The sequence below is a fragment of the Niallia oryzisoli genome (assembly GCF_043641075.1).
Lineage (GTDB): Bacteria > Bacillota > Bacilli > Bacillales > Cytobacillaceae > Bacillus_BD > Bacillus_BD oryzisoli_A.
This window is the reverse complement of the sequence record NZ_JBHZRC010000004.1, coordinates 193260-211416: the sequence shown is the minus strand read 5'-3', so window position 1 is coordinate 211416 and position 18157 is coordinate 193260. Positions and strand designations below refer to the sequence as shown.

Sequence of the window (18157 nt, the reverse complement as noted above, 5' to 3'; positions counted from 1 at the left end):
TTAGACTTGAATCATATAAGCTTTCTATTATCATATTAGCTTTTAGTTTGTTACTATATCTTTAAGCTTTGTGTTTGTGCTTTTCTTTCTCGATTGGAGGATTTTATTGTGATTTTAATTGAAAATAAGGCTGTACGTGGTATTCCTGTATTACATTTGGCAAAAAAAAGTCTGTTTGACGACAGGCTGCCTTTCGTGATGTTTATGCATGGATTTACGAGTGCAAAAGAGAATAATTTACATTACGCCTATTTATTAGCTGAAAAGGGTTTTCGTGTTGTGATGCCGGAAGCGATGTATCATGGAGAACGTCAAGGAAATATTAGTAAGGAAAAGCTTACAATCCATTTTTGGGATATCGTTCTTCAATCAATAGATGAATTAGATCTATTACGTCAATACTATCTAGAAAACAATTTAATTGATATGGATAGGATTGGTCTTGTGGGTACCTCAATGGGGGGGATTGTCACCCTAGGTTCGTTAACAAGATATAAATGGATTAAGGCAGCTGTCAGCTTAATGGGCATGCCTTATTATGAAAAATATGCACTTTTACAAATAAGTGAAATAAAAAAACGTGGTATAAAGCTTCCGTTAAAGGAGGAAGAAATACAAGCGCTGCTTGAGAAATTAAAAGAGCTTGATTTAAGCAGACAGCCAGAAAAGCTCAATCAACGTCCGCTATTATTTTGGCATGGAAAACAGGATCCAATTGTGCCATTTACTTATACTTATGACTTTTACGAAAAAATTAAACCTCTTTATGAAGAAAAACCCAAAAAATTACATTTTATTATTGATGAGAAGTCAGGACATAAGGTAAGTAGAGAAGGAGTACTAAAAACGGTAGAATGGTTTGAAACATATCTTTCGTAATCTTTAGTGATACCAAAGGCGGAAAGTTTAAGCTTTTTCTCCTTTTCTGTTACGATAAGAAAGATAGAATAAACAAACTGGGAGTGACATATATGGAACAAGAATTAAAAGATAGTATTATGGGGGCTTTAGAGCTGGTAGAAGATCCTGAAATCGGGATGGATATCGTTAACTTAGGGTTGGTATATGATTTAAAAATGGATAACGATGGAATTCTTACAGTTGATATGACCTTAACATCAATGGGCTGTCCGCTTGCAGGAGTCATTGTCGATCAAGTACAAGCAGCACTAAAGGATATTCCGGAAGTCAACGCTACAAATGTTAATATTGTCTGGAATCCGCCTTGGAACAAAGATATGATGTCTCGATATGCAAAAATTGCCTTAGGAATTAGATGAGGCTAATTGGATTAAAAAATGAAGGACTAATGATCTCGTAACCGACCGAAATGGCCGGTTATTTTTTATTGTTTAAAATCAGAAAACACCATAGAAATGTGAGTAACCTCACTATCTTGATCTTCGAAGTGCTTTATAATTTTTACATAAGTCTATATGACATTACGTTACCTTAGAATGAAGAGGGGTTTTTTTATGTTTAATAGGGATTTTAATAAAGATCCATTTATCGTTATTTGGGAATTAACAAGAGCCTGCCAGCTCCATTGCTTGCATTGTCGTGCAGAGGCTCAGTTGAAAAGAGATCCTAGAGAATTGTCCTTTGAAGAGGGGAAAAATCTCATTGACCAAATATATGAAATGAATAATCCAATGCTCGTGTTCACAGGTGGTGATCCTCTTATGCGTGAGGATGTTTTTGAGATTGCTTCATATGCTGTTCAAAAGGGTGTACGTGTTTCTATGACACCAAGCGCAACTCCAAATGTAACGAAGGAGGCAATCCAAAAAGCAAAAGAGGTAGGATTATCCAGATGGGCATTTAGCTTGGACGGTCATAATGCAGAGATTCATGATCATTTCCGCGGGACAGCAGGTTCATTTGATCTAACTATGGAAAGGATTCAATACCTGCATGAGTTGGAAATCCCGATTCAAATCAATACAACCATTTCCCGTTATAATTTGGATTACTTAGAAGAAATGGCCGACTTGGTAGAAAAGCTTGGGTGTGTTCTATGGAGTGTATTTTTCCTTGTCCCCACTGGTAGAGGATTAGAAAAGGATATGATTACGCCAGTAGAACATGAAAAAGTGTTTACTTGGCTCTATCAATTAAGTAAGAGAGTATCATTTGATATTAAGACAACGGCGGGTCAGCATTATCGCAGGGTAGTTATTCAACAGAAAAGAAGAGAAATGAAAGAGCAGCAGTCACAAATTCAATATTTGGATGCATTAACAGAGAAGGGGCTGACAGGCTCTATCGACGGGTTAGGAAGAGCCCCAAAGGGAGTAAATGACGGCAATGGATTTATTTTTATTTCTCATATAGGTGATGTATACCCAAGTGGTTTATTGCCAATAAAGGTAGGGAATGTACGTGAGCAGTCACTCGGTGATATCTATCGAAACTCTCCCGTTCTTCAGGACCTCAGAAATCCGGATAAATATAAAGGAAAATGCGGTCAATGTGAATTTAGAAATGTTTGCGGAGGTTCCAGATCCCGTGCCTATGCCATGACAGGTGATTATTTGGAAAGTGAACCATACTGTGTATATATACCCCAAGCACTTCGAAAGCAGGAGAGTCGTTTAATATAACTTTTTCTGTTAAAATTGACAAGATTATGTACCGTAAGAATATAACTTAACAATAAGGGATTTTTATGTTCAAATTAGAATAGTATGTTCAAAATACTTAATTAATATAAACTTTGTTCAAAATATGAGATAATGAAATCCTGAACAATGGTTTGCACTATAAGAATATGGTTAAGGACTCTTAAAAGGAGTTGACAATAAATGACGAAACAAATGGTAAAGGATACATTTAATCGGCCATTAAGAGATCTTCGAATATCTGTAATTGACCGGTGTAATTTCCGCTGCCAATACTGTATGCCCGCTGAACTCTTTGGTCCTGACTTTGCTTTTTTGCCAAAAAGCGAGCTGCTCACATATGAAGAAATTGAAAGACTTGCGCGCATTTTTGTAAATCTTGGCGTCGAAAAAATCCGTTTAACAGGCGGGGAGCCTTTATTGCGAAAAGAACTTCCACTTCTTGTAAGGAAATTATCTTCTATAAAAGAATTAAAGGATATCGCATTAACAACAAATGGAGTTCTATTGCCTAAATATGCTCAAGAGTTGAGGGATGCAGGCTTACAACGAGTGAACATCAGCTTAGACTCGTTAAATGATGAGCTTTTTGGACAAATTAATGGCCGTAATGTAGGTACTCAGCCTGTTCTTGATGGCATAAATGCCGCAAAAAAAGCAGGTCTTGGAATCAAAATAAATATGGTCGTTAAAAAAGGCTTAAACGATACGGAAATTATTCCAATGGCTCAATTCTGTAAGGATAATGGATATCAATTGCGGTATATTGAGTATATGGATGTTGGCAGCACCAATGGTTGGAAAATGGATGAAGTTGTTACAAAGAAAGAGATTTTTCATCTATTACAGGAACATTTTCAATTAGAGCCAGTTGATCCTGATTATTATGGAGAAGTGGCAAAACGGTACAGATATGTTGATAATCATGTTGAAGTTGGTTTTATTACATCTGTTTCAGAATCATTCTGCTCCAGCTGTACACGTTCCAGACTTTCTGCTAACGGACAGATCTTCACCTGCCTTTTTAATGGAAATGGTCATGATATCCGTGATTTTATGAGAACCGGTGTTAGTGATGAGGAAATTGCAAATAGAGTAATTAAGATATGGAATGGCCGCAATGACCGTTACTCTGATGAAAGAACCGCTGAAACGGCTGCTAATCGTAAAAAAATCGAAATGTCCTATATCGGTGGATAAAAAACTCTTGAGCACAGGAGTTTTTTATTCACCTTTTGAACGAGTTCAGAAGAATGAGCAGGTGCAAACAAAAAAACCAGCAATGCGATTTTGCTGGTTTTTTTTGTTCCATTAAATATATCGTGGAAATAGAATATTATTTTCTAAGTGTACATGCATAAATGTATGTGATTCTAACATTTCAAGACGGCTATAAACTAATCGGTATGTTCCGCATGCATCAACTGGCGGTGTAAAGTCTGCCGTAATGCTGCGAAGCTCTCTTAAAATAGTACCAGCATGGTCATGCTCGCTTTCGAGCTTGCGGATTTCGTCAATCGCTTCTTCTCTATTTTCAACTTCATTCTTATCTAAGGCCAATAGAAGCGGGAAGCTTGATGCTTCTTCCTTTGCTGTATGTTCAAGCAATTCCTTTTTTAACTCATAAAATAGCTCGTATACTTTCAAAAGCTCAGGGTGGTTATCACCATGAACCTTTGCAACCTTTGTTACATAAGGGCTAAGTGCTGCAAGTTCTTCTCTTAGAGGATTGTGATAGTGCTCGATTACATGTTTAATAATTTCTTCAGAGGAGCTGTTAGTCCAGACCTCCATATTATCACTTTGCTCTGATTTACTATAAACAATCGCAAGTTCTTCCATTAATTCATCAAGATTCACGTTTAGTTCAGCGGCTGCTGTGCTTATAGGTGTATTTCCTCCACAGCAAAAGTCAATGCGGTACTTTTTAAACACATCACTTGTTTTTGGAACCTCGTTCACGATGTCTCTTACTAAGCTTGTATTTGAAAATGGAATAGTAGTCATATAAAATTCCTCCTAAAATTCTTTTGGTAATTGATGATATAGTAAGCATATATGAAATCATTATGTAATAAGGTGACATGTATCACAGTTAAGAAAGTTTTGATCAAAACAGTCTTTTTTTATAGACGTGACGAAGTTCATTACATTTCTGATAGGATTAGGGTATATTGGAGTAATTATCGCGGAGGATAAAAAAGATTCTCCATTGGTTATAATTTTTGCCAGCGAAATTGATTTAACATAATATGATTAGGAATACTTGTTAAAAACGGGAGTGGTAAGATGTTAGAAAAACGTATACCGATTGGAGTCGGTGAAGCAGTAAATAGAATAATGGAATATAAGCAGGCAGGTACGGTTGAGCGTGTATCGATAAATGAAAGCTACGGTCGCTATTTATCTGAGGAGCTAGTAGCAACAAATAATGTACCTCCATTTGACAAAGCACCCTATGATGGTTTTGCAATCAGATCAATTGATACGCAAGCAGCATCCTTATCAAATCCGGTTGAATTTGAGGTAATTGACCATATTGGGGCAGGCGTTGTCAGCAATAAAACACTGGGACCTTTTCAGGTAATAAGGATCATGACAGGGGCTCAAATGCCTGAAGGAAGTGATGCGGTTGTTATGCTTGAATTGGCGAAAACAAGTGAGCGTAACGGAAAACAATATATGTCGATCAAACGGTCCTATAAAAGTGGTGATAATGTTTCCTTTTGCGGGGAAGATGCAAAAGAAGGCGACGTGCTTGTTACAAAAGGCACGTTCATTAATCCTGGTATACAGGCTATGCTGGCAACGTTTGGTTATGCGCAGGTACCTGTAGCCAAAAAACCGGTTGTCGGACTTTTTGCTACAGGCACAGAGCTGCTTGAGGTCGGAGAGCCGCTTGCACCGGGAAAAATCCGTAACAGTAATTCACATATGATTATGGCACAAATTGAACGTGCCGGTGCTGAAGTCCAATTTATGGGAAATCTACCTGATGATTTGGAAACCTGTTATGAAGCTATTTCGAATTGTATTCCTCACGTCGATATGCTCATTACAACAGGCGGTGTATCCGTTGGTGATTTTGACCTTTTGCCGGATATTTATCAAAAGCTGGGTGCTGAGGTCTTATTTAATAAAGTCGCTATGCGGCCGGGAAGCGTCACAACGGTAGCACAGGTAAATGGAAAGCTCTTATTCGGTTTATCTGGAAATCCTTCTGCCTGCTATGTTGGTTTTGAATTATTTACAAGGCCTATCATTCGAACGCTGCTATTTTCAGATAAACCACATCTGCGAAAAGAAAAGGCGATTTTGCAGGCTGATTTTCCAAAAGCGAATCCTTTTGCCCGTTTCGTCAGAAGCTATTTATTTGTACAGGATGGACACCTAGCGGTTGAACCAAGCGGGATGGATAAATCAAATATTGTTATGAGTTTGGCTAATGCAAATTCGTTTATTATTTTACCTGGAGGAACTAGAGGATTTCAGTCAGGAGAAGAAGTAGATGTCCTACTACTAGAAGATACTATTGGGAGCGAGTGGCCTTGGTAAGACCATTTGTCTTTCAAATAGTAGGATACCATAACAGCGGAAAAACAACCTTTTTACAAAGTCTCTTATTAGAACTGAAGCGAAAGGGATTCCGTACTGTTACGATAAAGCATCATGGTCATGGTGGGAAGCCGGATATTGTTGAGGATTCGGACTCAGCTCGCCATGTATCTGCAGGTGCTCAGGCTTCCCTGGTTGAAGGTGGTGGAAGAATAATTCTGCAGAGTGAACAAGTTGAATGGTCTTTAGGGGAAAAGCTAGAATTCATGTCAGGTTTTCAACCTGATTTTATGATAATCGAGGGGCATAAGTATGAAGGTTATCCAAAGGTTGTGTTTATTCGTAATCAAGAGGATATGAAATTGCTTAGGCAATTAACCAATATTCAATTAGTGCTTTACGAGGAGAATGCACCAGAAGGCTTCCATTACAAATCATTTCATCGAAATGAACAAATAGCAGTGGAGTGGCTGGTTGATTACTTAACAGCACAGCTGAATACATAATGAAGCGTGAAGAATGTTTATCGTTAAATTTTTATTATAAATGTGTCGAAAAAAGTAAAATTAGCGACTTATGTCACAGCGCCAACTGTCCATTTATCTTATCATGATAGTAAGGGGTTATGTTCATGATATAGAGGGGACAGGGGTGTAATAGATGGAAATGTTTAAAATGATCGTATGGGTTATTTATCCATATACCGTGTTAATAACTGTCATGATGGGGCGTTTATGGAAATGTGATTACTCGGTACTATATAATGGAAATAAAATAGTTGAAGGAATTGGCATGGTTCTGTTCATTGCTGTAAGAGCATTATTGTGGTTAAGTTTAGTATCTGGAGCTGCTACTTTAATAATAAGTGGGGTGGGAAATGATTTACTTGACATGATCTACTGGGGGATCAGCTTTATATCATTTCATCCAAATACTGATTTGATTGAGAATATGTCATTACTAACGAGAATGCATTTGATGCTTTTATTTACTTTCTTTTTAGTATGGTCCTTTACAATGTTTTTTAGAAAATCTGATAAGAGTAAAAAGTCCTTGATCTTTAAAGAAAATAAAAGCCAAAAACTAATTTAGCAGTTTTTGGCTTTTTTCATTCTAATGAATATTACAAATATCGACTGGGCAATTTTCACAATGAATTTCTGTTTTTAGATAGTCTATATCATGTAACGTGATAATTCCTTTATCAACAGATATGATTTGATTTTTTCTTAACTCACTAAGCATACGGTTCACAACTTCTCGGGAAGTACCGCAAAAATTCGCAAGCTCTTGGTTCGTGATCGGTAAATCAATGACAATACCTGAATTTGATATTTTGCCATAACTGTTAGATAGCCGAATTAATGTTGAATATAAGGCACCTTTCTTTCCATTCAATATTAAATCACGGAACTTTGTAATGGTTTTTCGATTTTGATGGCTCATCCATCTCATAAATTCAATGGCCAGCCCATTATCCAGCTCCAGTCTTTTTTCCAGTTCATCTTTATAGATGACTGCGACCTCACCGCTTTCAACTACCTTTGCATTGAGCATGTATTTCGACGATGAATAAAACATCGTTAATTCCCCGATAATTTCTCCAACAGAACACATCCGTAAGGTAAGCTCCTGACCTTCTTGAGTCATTTTACTGATTTGAACTTTACCGCTCTGGATAATAAATAGTTCTGCAGCGTCTTGTCCTTCCTGATATAAAAAGGTACCCTTGCTAATTTTACGTATATGATGAACAGATTGTAATAATTGTGTAAGTTCCTCAGACAAATGTAATCGTGCTAATGGCTGCATAGTAGTACCACCTTTATTTCTCATATTATATAGATTGCATCAGAAGTTAGTTCTTTATTAGCACCTAAATGATAACAATTTTCAATTGAAAATAACGTTAGTTATTCTTTATTCTAATCATGTTACATAGCTTATAAAAAAATGCCTATTAATAAATTATACTATCATTATAGTAGAAAGTCATCCGGTGCAAAATAGTATTTTAGAAAAAAGTGTTTGCAATTTTTAGAGTATGTTTTATAATGATAGAAACATATCTTATAAATATTAAATTTAATGATTAAATATTCATTGTCATTCTATTCGGAGGTGGAAGGAAATGAAAGTTGCAGTTATTGGAACAACAGGATATGGAGGCATTGAGCTGTTGCGAATATTGCATTCACATCCCGTTTTTCAGATACAATCCATCCACTCGACAAAAGGCGAAGTCCCAATTTGGAAGGAATATCCACATCTTTTCAATATTAATGATAAAGTTCTTGAAATAATTAATCCGGAAGAAATAGCAGAGAAATCTGATCTAGTATTTTTAGCTACGCCATCTGGTGTGTCAGGACAGCTTGCCGCTCAATTTGCCGAGTACAATATCAAATTAATTGATTTATCTGGAGATTTACGATTGAAAAATACGGATGAATACACCCATTGGTATAAACATGAAGCAGCACCACAGCATATAATTGATAAGGCTGTTTACGGGCTGACAGAATGGAGCCGGGAGAAGGTAGCTGATGCGGAATGGATTTCAAATCCAGGCTGTTATTCAACAGCTTCACTACTCGGCTTAGGACCGATTGTAAAAGAAAAGCTGGTCGACCCAGCATCAATCATCATTGATGCTAAATCAGGAACGTCAGGCGCGGGTAGAAAACCGAGTAGAACCACTATGCATGCTGAGATGAGCGAAAATTTTAAAATTTATAAAGTGAATGAACATCAGCATATTCCTGAAATTGAGCAGCAGCTTTTAGCATGGAATAATCAAATTAAACCAATTACATTTTCTACACATTTATTGCCAATTTCACGTGGAATCATGGCAACGATTTATGTACAGGTACAAAAAGACATAACATTGTCTGAAATATATAAAATCTATGAAGAGCATTATCAGGACGATCCATTTGTTCGTGTACTTCCTGAAGGACATTATCCGTCTGTTAAAGAGGTGTGCGGCTCTAATTTCTGTGATATTGGCTTGCATCTTGATGAAAGAACAGGCAGATTAACAATCGTATCTGTCATTGATAATTTAATGAAGGGAGCTGCCGGTCAGGCGGTTCAAAATGCAAATATCATGACTGGACTTGATGAAACAACAGGTCTTACGTTTATTCCAATGTATCCATAATCATCTTGAGGATGGGATTTAAGGAGGAGTCATTTGTGCAGGCGGTATCTAATATTCATATTAAGGAAGTTCAAGGCGGTAACTTTTTAACACCAAAAGGATATACGGCAGCTGGAGTTGAAGCGGGGTTAAAAAACGATAAAAAGGATGTCGGAATCATCATAAGTGAAGTTCCAGCCAGCTGTGCTGCTGTATTTACAACGAATCAGTTTCAGGCTGCACCAATTCAAGTCAGTAAGGATAGTATCGCTAAAGAAGGTCGTCTTCAGGCTGTGATTGTGAATAGCGGTTGTGCTAATGCATGTACAGGTGAGCAAGGACTTCAGGATGCATACGAGACGAGAAGACTTGTCGCTCAAAAGTTTAATATAGAAGAGCATCACATAGCAGTAGCTTCAACAGGTGTCATTGGTGTGAATTTGGCAATGGAAAAGATTACGCATGGAATTGAACAATTAAAGCCAGGAAATGAGCAGGACCATGCTGTAGCTTTCCAAACGGCGATTTTAACGACAGATACAATGATGAAAACGTCATGCTATACGGCTGAAATAAATGGTAAAACCGTAACAATGGGCGGAACAGCCAAAGGGTCTGGAATGATTCACCCTAATATGGCAACAATGCTTGCATTCGTTACAACAGATGCCAATATTAGTCAGGAAGGGCTTCAGGCTGCATTAAGTGAAATTACTGAAACGTCTTTTAATCAAATTACAGTTGATGGAGACACTTCAACGAACGATACAGTTTTTGTATTGGCTAATGGAATGGTTGATTCTCAAACCTTAACACCTGACCATTCAGATTGGCCTGTATTTGTAGAGCTATTAGCATTGACTTGTGAAAGTCTTGCAAAACAAATTGCAAGAGACGGTGAAGGAGCCACTAAGCTTATTGAAGTTGAAGTGAAGGGAGCTCAAAACCAGCTTGATGCACGAATGATTGCAAAGCAAATAGTTGGTTCGAATCTTGTTAAAACAGCTGTTTACGGTGCAGATGCCAACTGGGGAAGGATTATTAGTGCCATTGGACAGACAAAAACAGCAGTTAACACAGAAAATGTTGATATTGCAATTGGGCCAATTGAGATGCTAAAAGGCAGTGTACCATTGGTTTTCTCAGAAGAAGAAGCACTTGAATATCTACAAAAAGACTTTATTAAAATAAATGTTGATTTGCACAATGGAGAATCAACCGGCAAGGCATGGGGTTGCGATTTATCCTATGACTATATCAAAATTAATGCCAGTTATCGATCATAGGAGAGATGGAGAATGAAGAAGATTGTCATAAAATGTGGAGGAAGTATTCTTGATGAATTGACTCCAGCGTTTTTTGCATCGTTGAAAGAGCTCCAAGACCATGGGTACCAATTAGTTTTTGTTCATGGTGGAGGCCCGGATATAAATAAAATGCTTGCCATGTATCAAGTAGAGCCGGAATTTCATAATGGTCTACGAAAAACAACAGCAGAAACCCTTGAGGTTGTAGAATTAGTTCTTTCCGGTCAAACAAATCGAAAGCTTGTTCAAAAATTAACTGAAAATGGATTCCAAGCCATCGGGTTAAACGGCAGTGATGGCGGATGTCTACAGGCGGATTTCATTGATAAGTTAGCATTGGGGTTTGTCGGTGAAATTACAAAAGTGAATGATCAGCTTATTTCAATCCTGATTCAAGAAGGAATCATTCCGGTTATTACGCCAATCGGTGTTCATACAGCAACAGGGCAAAAGCTAAATATTAATGCAGATTATGCAGCTGCTGCCGTGGCGAGTGCAATCGGCGCAGAGCAATGTATTTTTGTGACAGATGTAGAAGGAATCATGGTTGAAAAGAAGGTAATCCATTCCGTAGAAAAAGAACAGGTTGAAAAGTATATTGAGGATGGAACCATCTATGGCGGCATGATACCGAAAGTAACATCAGCCTTATCTGCTCTTGATAAAGGACTTTCAAGTGTCATGATTGTGTCAGGTAAAGCAGCCTTTTTTAACGGCAAGGAATGGAACGGTACAAAAATTATCGGAAAAGAGTGGAGCTACAATGAGTAATCTGTTTCCAACATACAGCAGATGGGAAATTGAGCCTGATTGGGCAGAAGGCAGTATCATGTATGGGAAAGACGGAAAAAACTATTTAGATTATACATCAGGTATTGGTGTATGTAACCTCGGTCACCGCCCAAAAGTTGTCGAGGAGGCAATCCAGCAGCAGTTGAATAAGTTTTGGCATGTTTCAAATCTATTTCCGGTTGAAATCCAGGAGACAGCAGCAGCGAAGTTAGCTCATGCAGCAGAAATGGATCTCGTCTTTTTTTCAAACAGCGGTGCTGAAGCAAATGAAGCAGCGATTAAACTGGCAAGAAAAGCTACAGGCCGTACAAAAATTATTACATTTAATCAATCATTTCATGGCCGGACATATGCTACTATGTCTGCAACAGGCCAGGACAAAATAAAGCAAGGTTTTGGCCCCATGCTCGAAACTTTTATCTATGTTCCGTTTAATGATCTTCTAGCGTTGAAGGAAGTTATGAGTAACGATGTGGCGGCGGTTATGCTTGAAGTCATTCAAGGTGAAGGTGGCATACATCCTGCTTCTGAGGAATTTCTAAAGGGCGTTGAGGCTCTATGTAAAGAGCATGGATCACTCTTGGTTATCGATGAAATTCAAACAGGTATTGGCAGAACGGGTAAACCGTTTGCTTTTCAACATTTTGGTTTAAAGCCTGATATCGTTTCTGTTGCAAAAGGACTTGGCAGCGGCTTGCCAATCGGAGGCATTATTGCGAAAGGTAAATTCAAAGATGTGTTTGGCCCAGGAAGTCATGGAACGACATTTGGCGGCAATCCGCTTTCCGTTTCATCTGCTATTGCAACGATGGATACGATATTCCAGGAAAGCTTCCTAGCTGAAGTGAACGATAAAGCTGACTTTTTTAGAGCTAATCTGGAGGAAAAACTATTACCACTGTCCAATGTAATGGAAATTAGAGGTATCGGTATGATGATTGGAATTGAAGTAAACCAAAATGTTCCAGAGCTGCTTAAGAGCCTGCGTTCTAATGGATTAATCGCATTATCTGCAGGGGAAAATGTGATAAGACTATTACCTCCATTAACAACAACGAAGGCCGAATTAGAAGAGGCAATCAATATACTATCAAAGGTTTTAAAAGCATAATCTAGGTGCAGCCGTCTAGGCTGTATAATTTTTCAGTTGACTGTATAATTATTAGTACGTTACAATAAATATACAAAAAATTCATGGGGTGTGCGAGATGAAAGGATATTTACAGTTAAACAGCGGGGATTGCTTTCAAGGTCAATGGTTAACGAGTGCACCCGTTGATGGGATAAAGGGAGAAATTGTATTTTTTACCGGTATGACTGGTTATCAGGAAGTATTGACAGATCCATCCTATAAAGATCAAATTATCGTTTTTACGTATCCATTGATTGGAAACTATGGAATAAATGAAGTTAATTTTGAAAGTAAAAAGCCTCATGTTGCAGGCGTTATTGTATATGAAGCAAAGCAGACGGCTTTTCACTATGAATCACAATATTCACTGACTGAGTATTTGGAAAAATGGGGCATTCCAATGCTGGGATCCATTGATACAAGAGCAGTAGTTAAAAAGATTCGCAGTAAAGGTACAATGCCTGCCGTACTGACTTCAGAAAAAACTGAACAAAGCATTACGTTATTGGAAGATCAAAAGGTTAGTAAAGTAACAGTTTTTAAGCCTGAAAGCTATGGGAACGGTAGCCAGCATATTGTTCTAATGGATTTTGGTACGAAAAAATCAATCGTAAAATCATTAGTAAAACGCGGTTGTACAGTGACTGTCGTTCCTTATAATACACCGTTTGAGGAAGTTAAAAAGATAAAGCCGGATGGCATCCTGCTTTCGAACGGACCTGGGGATCCAAAGGATCTTGAAACGGTTTTGCCAACAGTGAAAAAGCTGATTACACATTATCCTACATTGGGAATTTGCTTAGGGCATCAGTTAGCTGCCTTAGCCCTTGGTGCCAATACAAAGAAATTGGCTTTTGGACATCGTGGGGCCAATCATCCTGTTGTTGATTCGGTTACAGGAAAAGTATTTATGTCATCACAAAATCATAGTTATGTGGTCGATACACAATCGATTAAAGATACAGGTCTTACTTTACGCTTTACGAATCTTCACGATCAATCTGTTGAAGGCTTTGATCATGAGAAGTTTCCTTTACAAACTGTGCAATTTCATCCAGAAGCAAATCCTGGACCTGCAGAGAGTGAGTACATTTTTGATGAATTTATTGAAACAGTAAAAGCGAACAATGGGAGAGTATTTGCATATGCCTAAAGACACAACGATCCATTCCATACTAGTAATCGGCTCAGGACCAATCGTTATTGGTCAGGCGGCTGAATTTGATTATGCAGGGACACAAGCCTGTATGGCATTAAAGGAAGACGGCTATGAGGTTATTTTAGTTAATGATAATCCAGCTACCATCATGACAGATCACAGTTTTGCAGACCGCATTTATTTTGAACCACTTTCAGTCGATGTAGTGGAAAAAATTATTGCGAAAGAGAAGCCAGATGGCCTTCTTGCAACACTCGGCGGTCAAACAGGATTAAATTTAGCTTTCCAGTTACACGAAAATGGAGTATTAGAAAAATACGGAGTGAAGCTGCTCGGTAGTTCAATTGAATCCATAAAAAAAGGAGAAGACCGTGAGGCATTTAGAAAGCTGATGCATGAATTAAATGAGCCTGTACCAGAAAGTACAATTGTACATGAACTGCAGGAAGCTGTTGCCTTTGCGGAAGAAATTGGATTTCCGATCATCGTTCGCCCTGCCTATACATTAGGTGGAACTGGGGGTGGAATAGCTGATTCAATGGATGAACTGACAAAGTTGGTGTCCGGAGGATTGAAGGAAAGTGCTATCCACCAATGTTTAATTGAAAAGAGTATTGCGGGGTTCAAAGAAATTGAATATGAAGTTATGCGGGATGCAAACAATACCTGCATTACGATTTGTAATATGGAAAATATTGATCCTGTAGGTATTCATACAGGTGATTCGATTGTCGTTGCCCCGTCACAAACCCTTACTGACGAGGAATATCAAATGCTTCGTTCAGCATCCATTAAGATCATTTCCGCTTTAGAGATCATCGGCGGCTGTAATATTCAATTTGCACTCGATCCAAAAAGTAAGAATTATTATTTAATTGAAGTTAATCCACGGGTAAGCCGTTCCTCCGCCCTGGCATCTAAGGCAACGGGCTATCCTATTGCACGGATGGCGGCAAAGCTATCAACCGGGTATTTATTGAATGAAATTATCAATCCTGTAACAGGTGATACATTTGCAAGCTTTGAACCAGCCCTTGATTATGTAGTGGCAAAGATTCCAAAATGGCCTTTTGATAAGTTTCCTTCCTTGGAGAGGAAATTAGGAACGCAAATGAAAGCAACCGGGGAAGTAATGGGAATTGATCGTAATTTAGAACGTGCCTTATTAAAGGCGATTCATTCCTTAGAAATCAATGTGAACGATTTAAAGCTTCCAGCATTGGAGCAATTTAAAATAAATGAATTGCAAATTGCCTTACTAGAGCAAACAGATCAACGCTTTTTCATTTTACTTGAGCTGTTGAGAAGAGGCGTTTCGATTACTGAACTGCATGATAAGACTGGCATTGACTTGTTCTTCCTAAAAGGCTTTGAAAAGATGATTCAAATGGAGCAGGAAATTTCAGGCTCATCACTTGAATCTGTAACAGCAGAAGCTCTCCAATTGTGGAAGGAAAGAGGCTTCAGTGATAATTTTATTGCAAGTGCTTGGGGTGCGTCAGAGAAAGAAGTTCGGGAAAAACGAAAGCAGCTTGGCATTCTTCCTGTCTACAAAATGGTTGATACGTGTGCAGCTGAGTTTGAAGCAAAATCAAATTATTTTTATTCCAGTTATTTTGGTGAAAATGAACAAACACCAAGCAGCAAGCGTAAGGTAGCGATTATCGGAAGCGGTCCAATTCGAATTGGGCAGGGAATTGAATTTGATTATTGCTCTGTCCATGGTGTACTAGCATTGAAACAGGAAAATGTAGAAACCATTTTAATTAACAATAATCCGGAAACAGTAAGTACGGACTTCGCGACAGCTGACCGCCTTTATTTCGAACCATTAATTTTAGAGACGGTATTAAATGTCATTGAAACTGAAGGCATTTCCGAAGTGATTGTTCAGCTGGGAGGTCAGACAGCTCTAAACCTTGCTAAGCAATTAGAGGACAATGGGGTAACCATCCTTGGTACAAATTCAAATACGATTGATGTACTTGAAGATCGTGATTTGTTCTATCAATTATTGGATGAATTAGAAATACCGCATATTCAAGGTGATATTGCCTATGACCACGACCAGATTACAAGCATTGTCGATAATATTGGGTATCCTGTGCTGATTAGACCATCCTATGTCATTGGCGGTAAAGGAATGGAGCGTATCAATAATGAGCAGGATTTGGCTGCTTATCTAGAGAATGGAGATATACCATATCCGGTTCTTGTGGATCAATTCATGCAGGCCTATGAAGCAGAGCTTGATCTTGTAGCGGATGGAGTAAATATTTGTGTTCCAGCCATGATGGAGCATATTGAAAAAACAGGTGTTCATTCCGGAGATAGTCTTTCTGTTTTACCGGCACAAACATTAACAAAAACGGCTAAAACAAAAATGAGAGACTATGCTGAAAAGATTGTTCAAAAGCTTGGCTACAAGGGTCTGATGAATATTCAATATATCGTTGAAGGTGATCAGGTATATTTACTTGAAGTAAATCCGCGTGCAAGTCGTACGGTTCCAATTGTTAGTAAAGTGACAGGTGTTCCACTGGTTCAATTGGCAACAAAGGTATTACTTGGGACATACACTCTGTCGGATAAAGATACAAAGGAATTCGCAGATGTACCGTATGTTTGCGTGAAGTACCCAGTTTATTCCTATTATGCATTAAATGGTCTGGATTCAAAAGTAAGTCCGGAAATGCGTTCAACAGGTGAAGGAATATCCATTGCTGAAAGTCTACCAGAGGCCTTACGCAAGGCATTTCATGTTTCATTACAGAAAAAGACAGGAAATGTCATTGTTGTCAGCACATTAGAAAAATTAGAAAATATTACTAGTCTTGCAGAGCAATCAGGTGCTACAATTGTCCTAGAAAAAGATGCGGAAACCGTTTTAAAGGATGCAAATACAATTGCATACTATAATCCAGGTGGTCTAGATGAAGATAAACTGCTCCGTTCCATTGCAACAAGAAACCGAGTAATTACGTTTACTGAAAAAGAAAGTCTTCAGGCTTTTCTTTTAGGCTTAACAATAAAAGACTTTACCGTTCATTCAATTGAGGAATGGCACAATTTGATAAAAGAGGACGTGAGTGCAGTATGAAATCAGATCTATCAGTTTTAGAAAAGGACTTAAATTTAAAAGGAAAAGACTTTTTAGCATTGGCTGATTTTTCACCTAGCGAAATCTTAGGTCTATTAGAAAAAGCGAAAAAAATAAAAGAGCTGCAATTAGCTGGAGAAAGTTATACTCCATTAAAGGGCAAAACGCTTGGCATGATTTTTGAGAAATCATCAACAAGAACCCGTGTTTCTTTTGAGGCTGGAATGTATCAGCTAGGCGGTAATGCTTTATTTCTAAGCAGCAACGATTTACAAATTGGAAGAGGCGAGCCTATTTCTGATACTGCACAGGTGCTATCTCAATATTTAGATGGTATTATGATTCGTACGTTTGAGCATGAAAAAGTAGAAGAATTGGCTAAATACGCTTCTATTCCGGTCATTAATGGTTTAACTGATTTATTCCATCCATGTCAGGTATTAGCTGACTTATTAACCATTTTTGAAATTAAAGGCGAGCTAAAAGGTTTGAAGATGGCCTATATTGGTGATGGAAATAATATGGCACACTCCTTAATGATTGGTGCTGCTAAAGTGGGTATGGACTTCTCGATAGCATGCCCTGAAGGCTATAAACCTGAAGAAAAAGTGGTTAACATGGCACTTGAATTTGCCAAAGAATCAGGAGCAAACATAGTCGTTACGGAAGATCCAATTGAAGCAGTTAAAGATGCTGATGTTATTTATACTGACGTCTGGACTAGTATGGGTCAAGAAGCGGAAAATGAAATTCGCTTAAAAGCATTTGCTCCAGTCTATCAGGTAAACGAAGAGCTTGTTATGCATGCGAAGGATGATTACGTCTTCCTTCATTGTCTTCCTGCACATCGCGGTGAAGAAGTAACTGCCGGTGTAATTGATGGCAGTCAATCCGCTGTTTTCCAAGAAGCGGGCAACAGACTCCATGCTCAAAAAGCCCTGCTTGTAGAATTACTTAAGTAAGCTTTAAGATGCCCTTATCTTTCCATCATGAATCCTTTCTAAAATAGCCATAATAAAAAGGATTCAAGGATAAGGAGGGATTACAATGGGTCAAAATCGTCAGTTCCGTGCTGGACAAAAGGCTCCGAATAACGGTATCTATATAGAAATTGGTGAAACAGGAAGCACAGTGGTTAATCCAAAAAGCTTAAAACTGAAGGCTGGAGATGCCTTTCCTGAAAATTCAAATCATAATCGTGTTTGGACGTATGCACGAAAACCATAATCAAAAAGACCATCCAATAAGGATGGTCTTTTTACTTTTAGTGAAATTGGCTTACTTTTATTTTATAAAAAAGAGGGGTATAATAAAATAAAGGTCAAAAAAGGTCAAAAGGAGGCAAA

Annotated in this window: 17 protein-coding genes; 15 read left to right on the top strand and 2 right to left on the bottom strand. The window is 38.1% G+C overall.

Translation table 11 applies throughout. The features are described 5' to 3' along the window. Positions 1-108: 108 nt before the first annotated feature. From ACHUFV_RS14930 to moaA, 4 genes are all read left to right on the top strand, one after another. On the top strand, positions 109-879 hold the full coding sequence (locus ACHUFV_RS14930) for a prolyl oligopeptidase family serine peptidase (protein ID WP_394235471.1): 771 nt from the start codon (positions 109-111) through the stop codon (positions 877-879). Positions 880-971: 92 nt separating this feature from the next. After that, positions 972-1280, top strand: a complete 309-nt coding sequence (locus tag ACHUFV_RS14925) for a metal-sulfur cluster assembly factor (protein ID WP_394235469.1) — start codon at positions 972-974, stop codon at positions 1278-1280. A gap of 195 nt (positions 1281-1475) precedes the next feature. Continuing rightward, on the top strand, positions 1476-2603 hold the full coding sequence (locus ACHUFV_RS14920; RefSeq protein WP_394235467.1) for a TIGR04053 family radical SAM/SPASM domain-containing protein: 1128 nt from the start codon (positions 1476-1478) through the stop codon (positions 2601-2603). Positions 2604-2804: 201 nt separating this feature from the next. Further along, the gene (gene moaA, locus ACHUFV_RS14915; RefSeq protein WP_394235465.1) at positions 2805-3821 is read left to right on the top strand and encodes a GTP 3',8-cyclase MoaA; all 1017 of its coding nucleotides are present in this window, start codon (positions 2805-2807) and stop codon (positions 3819-3821) included. 111 nt (positions 3822-3932) lie between these two features. Here the strand turns inward: moaA and ric are convergent, their stop codons facing one another. Continuing rightward, positions 3933-4628 (bottom strand): iron-sulfur cluster repair di-iron protein, encoded by a 696-nt coding sequence (ric, locus tag ACHUFV_RS14910; RefSeq protein ID WP_394235463.1) that lies wholly within the window; start codon positions 4626-4628, stop codon positions 3933-3935. A 282-nt stretch (positions 4629-4910) separates the two neighbouring features. On the opposite strand from ric, the gene ACHUFV_RS14905 reads away from it, so the two are divergent. The 3 genes from ACHUFV_RS14905 to ACHUFV_RS14895 all read left to right on the top strand — a co-directional run bounded on the left by ACHUFV_RS14905 (position 4911) and on the right by ACHUFV_RS14895 (position 7268). Next, positions 4911-6176, top strand: coding sequence for a molybdopterin molybdotransferase MoeA (locus ACHUFV_RS14905; protein ID WP_394235462.1), 1266 nt, complete (start codon positions 4911-4913; stop codon positions 6174-6176). Beyond that, a complete protein-coding gene (gene mobB, locus ACHUFV_RS14900; RefSeq protein ID WP_394235461.1) occupies positions 6164-6682 on the top strand; it encodes a molybdopterin-guanine dinucleotide biosynthesis protein B in 519 nt (172 codons plus the stop codon). The genes ACHUFV_RS14905 and mobB overlap by 13 nt, the downstream gene beginning before the upstream one ends. A gap of 154 nt (positions 6683-6836) precedes the next feature. Then, positions 6837-7268 (top strand): respiratory nitrate reductase subunit gamma, encoded by a 432-nt coding sequence (locus ACHUFV_RS14895; protein WP_394235459.1) that lies wholly within the window; start codon positions 6837-6839, stop codon positions 7266-7268. Positions 7269-7289: 21 nt separating this feature from the next. Here the strand turns inward: ACHUFV_RS14895 and ACHUFV_RS14890 are convergent, their stop codons facing one another. Continuing rightward, complete coding sequence (locus ACHUFV_RS14890) at positions 7290-7988, bottom strand: Crp/Fnr family transcriptional regulator (RefSeq protein WP_394235457.1); 699 nt, start codon at positions 7986-7988, stop codon at positions 7290-7292. A 319-nt stretch (positions 7989-8307) separates the two neighbouring features. Here ACHUFV_RS14890 and argC point away from each other — a divergent pair, with 319 nt between their 5' ends. The 8 genes from argC (at position 8308) to ACHUFV_RS14850 (ending at position 18038) form a co-directional block, all read left to right on the top strand. Continuing rightward, the gene (gene argC, locus ACHUFV_RS14885; protein ID WP_394235455.1) at positions 8308-9342 is read left to right on the top strand and encodes an N-acetyl-gamma-glutamyl-phosphate reductase; all 1035 of its coding nucleotides are present in this window, start codon (positions 8308-8310) and stop codon (positions 9340-9342) included. 35 nt (positions 9343-9377) lie between these two features. Beyond that, positions 9378-10607, top strand: coding sequence for a bifunctional ornithine acetyltransferase/N-acetylglutamate synthase (gene argJ, locus ACHUFV_RS14880; RefSeq protein WP_394235453.1), 1230 nt, complete (start codon positions 9378-9380; stop codon positions 10605-10607). A gap of 12 nt (positions 10608-10619) precedes the next feature. Next, the gene (gene argB, locus ACHUFV_RS14875) at positions 10620-11399 is read left to right on the top strand and encodes an acetylglutamate kinase (RefSeq protein WP_394235451.1); all 780 of its coding nucleotides are present in this window, start codon (positions 10620-10622) and stop codon (positions 11397-11399) included. Further along, positions 11392-12531: an acetylornithine transaminase gene (locus ACHUFV_RS14870; RefSeq protein ID WP_394235449.1), complete on the top strand. Its 1140-nt coding sequence runs from the start codon at positions 11392-11394 to the stop codon at positions 12529-12531. The genes argB and ACHUFV_RS14870 overlap by 8 nt, the downstream gene beginning before the upstream one ends. Before the next feature lie 97 nt (positions 12532-12628). Continuing rightward, positions 12629-13705: a carbamoyl phosphate synthase small subunit gene (locus ACHUFV_RS14865; RefSeq protein ID WP_394235448.1), complete on the top strand. Its 1077-nt coding sequence runs from the start codon at positions 12629-12631 to the stop codon at positions 13703-13705. Next, positions 13698-16811 (top strand): carbamoyl phosphate synthase large subunit, encoded by a 3114-nt coding sequence (locus ACHUFV_RS14860; protein ID WP_394235446.1) that lies wholly within the window; start codon positions 13698-13700, stop codon positions 16809-16811. Before ACHUFV_RS14865 ends, ACHUFV_RS14860 begins: the two co-directional genes overlap by 8 nt. Further along, a complete protein-coding gene (gene argF, locus ACHUFV_RS14855) occupies positions 16808-17773 on the top strand; it encodes an ornithine carbamoyltransferase (protein ID WP_394235444.1) in 966 nt (321 codons plus the stop codon). The genes ACHUFV_RS14860 and argF overlap by 4 nt, the downstream gene beginning before the upstream one ends. An 85-nt stretch (positions 17774-17858) precedes the next feature. Further along, a complete protein-coding gene (locus tag ACHUFV_RS14850) occupies positions 17859-18038 on the top strand; it encodes a YjzC family protein (RefSeq protein WP_394235443.1) in 180 nt (59 codons plus the stop codon). The last annotated feature ends 119 nt before the right edge of the window (positions 18039-18157 follow it).

Excerpts from the sequence above, each read along its gene's own strand:
- ACHUFV_RS14925 (WP_394235469.1), top strand. The coding sequence starts at position 972 with ATGGAACAAGAATTAAAAGATAGTATTATGGGGGCTTTAGAGCTGGTA.
- ACHUFV_RS14920 (WP_394235467.1), top strand. The coding sequence starts at position 1,476 with ATGTTTAATAGGGATTTTAATAAAGATCCATTTATCGTTATTTGGGAA.
- moaA (WP_394235465.1), top strand. The coding sequence starts at position 2,805 with ATGACGAAACAAATGGTAAAGGATACATTTAATCGGCCATTAAGAGAT.
- ric (WP_394235463.1), bottom strand. The coding sequence starts at position 4,628 with ATGACTACTATTCCATTTTCAAATACAAGCTTAGTAAGAGACATCGTG.
- ACHUFV_RS14905 (WP_394235462.1), top strand. The coding sequence starts at position 4,911 with ATGTTAGAAAAACGTATACCGATTGGAGTCGGTGAAGCAGTAAATAGA.
- ACHUFV_RS14895 (WP_394235459.1), top strand. The coding sequence starts at position 6,837 with ATGGAAATGTTTAAAATGATCGTATGGGTTATTTATCCATATACCGTG.
- ACHUFV_RS14890 (WP_394235457.1), bottom strand. The coding sequence starts at position 7,988 with ATGCAGCCATTAGCACGATTACATTTGTCTGAGGAACTTACACAATTA.
- argC (WP_394235455.1), top strand. The coding sequence starts at position 8,308 with ATGAAAGTTGCAGTTATTGGAACAACAGGATATGGAGGCATTGAGCTG.
- argB (WP_394235451.1), top strand. The coding sequence starts at position 10,620 with ATGAAGAAGATTGTCATAAAATGTGGAGGAAGTATTCTTGATGAATTG.
- ACHUFV_RS14870 (WP_394235449.1), top strand. The coding sequence starts at position 11,392 with ATGAGTAATCTGTTTCCAACATACAGCAGATGGGAAATTGAGCCTGAT.
- ACHUFV_RS14865 (WP_394235448.1), top strand. The coding sequence starts at position 12,629 with ATGAAAGGATATTTACAGTTAAACAGCGGGGATTGCTTTCAAGGTCAA.
- ACHUFV_RS14860 (WP_394235446.1), top strand. The coding sequence starts at position 13,698 with ATGCCTAAAGACACAACGATCCATTCCATACTAGTAATCGGCTCAGGA.
- argF (WP_394235444.1), top strand. The coding sequence starts at position 16,808 with ATGAAATCAGATCTATCAGTTTTAGAAAAGGACTTAAATTTAAAAGGA.
- ACHUFV_RS14850 (WP_394235443.1), top strand. The coding sequence starts at position 17,859 with ATGGGTCAAAATCGTCAGTTCCGTGCTGGACAAAAGGCTCCGAATAAC.